This window comes from Saccharomonospora halophila 8 (assembly GCF_000383775.1).
GTDB classification, from domain to species: domain Bacteria; phylum Actinomycetota; class Actinomycetes; order Mycobacteriales; family Pseudonocardiaceae; genus Saccharomonospora; species Saccharomonospora halophila.
This window is the reverse complement of sequence record NZ_KB912490.1, coordinates 47,638-50,768: the sequence shown is the minus strand read 5'-3', so window position 1 is coordinate 50,768 and position 3,131 is coordinate 47,638. Positions and strand designations below refer to the sequence as shown.

The 3,131-nt window shown below is 72.8% G+C and carries 3 protein-coding genes; 2 read left to right on the top strand and 1 reads right to left on the bottom strand.

Going from position 1 to position 3,131, the window contains the following annotated elements; genetic code table 11:
* A partial coding sequence (locus SACHA_RS20115; RefSeq protein WP_019807316.1) for a serine/threonine-protein kinase occupies window positions 1-874 on the top strand: 874 nt, incomplete at its 5' end.
* Window positions 875-987: 113 nt separating this feature from the next.
* Here SACHA_RS20115 and SACHA_RS0103720 read toward each other — a convergent pair.
* Entirely contained in the window at window positions 988-2,556 is a 1,569-nt protein-coding gene (locus SACHA_RS0103720) for a dolichyl-phosphate-mannose--protein mannosyltransferase (protein ID WP_019807313.1), read from the bottom strand.
* 33 nt (window positions 2,557-2,589) lie between these two features.
* On the opposite strand from SACHA_RS0103720, the gene rsmI reads away from it, so the two are divergent.
* Window positions 2,590-3,131: 16S rRNA (cytidine(1402)-2'-O)-methyltransferase (gene rsmI / locus SACHA_RS0103715; protein ID WP_028662857.1), on the top strand; the 542-nt coding region annotated here is incomplete at its 3' end.

Sequence of the window (3,131 nt, the reverse complement as noted above, 5' to 3'; positions counted from 1 at the left end):
ACCCGGTCCGGTTCCCGCACCGCCCGGGTCGGCGCAGGCGGGCAGCAGCCGCTTCCGCCGGGTGCGCCGGCTCGGCCACGGTGGGTTCGGCACGGTCTGGGAGGCGGTGGACACCCAGCTCGGCAGGACGGTCGCGCTGAAGATCGCGCATGCGCCCGACGAGGACACCGAGCACCGGATGCAGCGCGAGGCGCGGGCACTCGCCGCGTTGAGCCACCCGAACTGTGTCCGGGTCTACGACCTCGTCGAGGAGCCCGACGGACTCGCCCTGGTGATGGAGTACCTGCAGGGCCAGCCGCTCGCCGAGGCGGTGGACACGGCGGGGGCGCTGGACGACGTCTCGGCGGGGCGGTTATGGGCCACGATGGCCGGTGCGCTGGCGGCCGCGCACGAGAAGAACGTGCTGCACCGCGACGTCAAGCCGTCGAACGTGATCATCGACCCCGCCGGGGTGGCGCATCTGATCGACTTCGGGATCGCGCGCAGTAAGGGCGACTCCACGCTGACCGCCACCGGCATGATGGTCGGGACCCCGGACTACGTCGCCCCGGAGGCCGCCTCCGGGGCCCAGGCCAGTCCCGCGTCGGACGCCTGGCAGCTCGCCGCCACGGTCAGCTTCGCCCTGTCGGGTCATCCGCCGCGCGGCACGCGGGAGACACCCATGGCGGCACTGATGGCCGCGGCACGGGCGGAGGCACCCTCGCACCTGCCCCGGCAGAGCGTGCACGCACGGCTGCTCACCGCCTCTCTCGACCCGCAGCCGCGCAACCGCCCGACGCTGGCCACGGTGTGCCGCGAGGTCGAGGGCTGGTTGGCCCGCACGGGCACCTCCACCGACGGCCCGGTCACCCGCGTCGTCCCCCGCACCCGGTGACCGAACCCCCGACCCCGGCGAGTCGCCACTCCAGGCCCGCGAGTCGTCGCCTCAGGCCCGCGAGTCGTCGCTCCAGGCCCGTCACCTGACGTCGCGTGCCGGGTCCGGTCCGCTCAGCGCCAGGACGGAAGCCAGAGCTCGGCCTCCCAGCGGTCCTGTGTGATCGGGTCACCGTTGAGGATCGGCCACAGCCACACGAAGTTGGCCACCACGAGCCCGACGTAGAGCGAGAGCACCAGCAGGCCGGTCCCGCGACGTTCGTAGGAGGCCCGGGCCCGGCCGAGGATCTGGCCGAGCACGAGGGTCAGCCCGAGCGTGAGGAACGGGGCCAGCGGCGTGGCGTAGAAGAAGTACATCTGTCGGTCGAGATTGGCGAACCAGGGCAGGAAGCCCGCCAGATACCCGACGAGCACGGCGGTGTACCGCCAGTCCGCGCGGAACACCGCCCGCCACAGCGCCCACGCCAGCACCGGGAGCGAGAGCCACCACAGGGCCGGGGTACCGATCAGCATCGTGGCGCTGACGCACTCGGTGGCACCACAACCGGTGACGTGCTCGCCGGACTCGTAGTAGTAGAGCATCGGCCGCAGGCCCATGGGCCACGTCCACGGCTTCGACTCCCACGGGTGCGGATCACCGTCCGGGGTCGAGAGACCACTGTGGAAGGTCATCATGTTGAACGTGTAGATCGCCAGCGAGTTCAGCGCGTCCGGGAGGAACCCGAAGACCCCCGGGTCCACCTGGTTGATCTCCAGGTAGTGCCGATCGGTGGCCGTCTCGCTCCGGAACCACGCCCACCAGCTGCCCAGGTACACGCCGACGGAGACGAGGCCGATCCCCCAACTCACCGGCAGCAGGTCCCGCCGCACCACGCCCAGCCACGGACGGCGCACCCCGGCCGCCCGACGGGCCGCCACGTCGAACCCGAGGGTGAGCAGCACGAAGGCGAACACCCAGTACCCACCGGACCACTTCACCGCCGTGGCCAGGCCGAGCAGGACCCCGGCACCGAAGCGCCACCAGCGGAACCCGAGGCGCGGCCCGTACGGGGAGTCGTCGACCCAGCCCTGCCGCACGGCCTCGGCGAGCCGTTCGCGCACCTGATCGCGGTCGCGCAGCAGGCAGCCGAACGCCGCGAGCACGAGCACGGCGAGGAAGATGTCCAGCATCCCCATCCGGGACTGCAGGTGCAGCACGCCGTCCGCGATGACCAGCACCCCCGCGACCGCGCCGAGCAGGGTCGACCGGGTCAGCCTGCGGGCGATGCGGACGGTGAGCAGCACGATCACCGTGCCCGCGACCGCGGCCGCGAACCGCCACCCCCAGCCGTTGTAGCCGAACAGCCATTCCCCGACCGCGATGAGCTGCTTCGCCAGGGGCGGGTGCACGATCAGCTCGTAGCCGTAGTTGTCCTCGTACCCGCCGTTGCGCAGCATCTGCCACGCCTGGGGTACGTAGTGCTTCTCGTCGAAGACCGGGGTGCCGCCGTCCGTGGGCACGCCCAGGTTCCACAGGCGCACGACCCCGGCGACAGTCGTGAGCACCACCGTGACGACGAACGCACGCAGCCGGTCGGTGGGCATCGGCCTGCCCAGGAGGGCGGCCTCCCGGTCCGTGGGTGGCCGCTGCGCGTCCGGCGCCGGATCCGCGCCCGCCGGGGTGGAGGACAGGAGTGCGGTCACGGCGCTCGATCCTACGGCTTAGTCTTGGGCGTCGTGACGCTCGTACTGGCCGCCACCCCACTCGGGGACTCCCGCGACGCCTCGCCCCGCCTGACCACGGCACTGGCCGAGGCCGACGTGCTGGCCGCCGAGGACACACGGCGCCTCCGCTCGCTGGCGACGACGCTCGGGGTGACCCCGTCGGGCCGTATCGTCAGCTACTACGAGGACGTGGAGCAGGCGCGGTTGCCGGGTCTGCTCGCGGCGGTGCGCGAGGGCCGCACCGTGGTGCTGGTGACCGACGCGGGGATGCCGAGTGTGTCCGACCCCGGCTACCGGCTGGTGCGGGCGTGCGTGGCCGAGGACCTGCCGGTGACCTGCCTGCCCGGGCCGTCCGCGGTGACCACCGCGCTCGCCGTGTCCGGGCTGGCGACCGATCGGTTCTGCTTCGACGGGTTCGTCCCGCGCCGCGCGGGGGAGCGGGCGCGCTGGCTGCGCGAACTGGCGGACGAGCAGCGCACCGTGGTGTTCTTCGAGTCCCCGCACCGGCTCGCGGCGACCCTGTCCGAGGCCGCGGACGCGCTGGGGGCCGACCG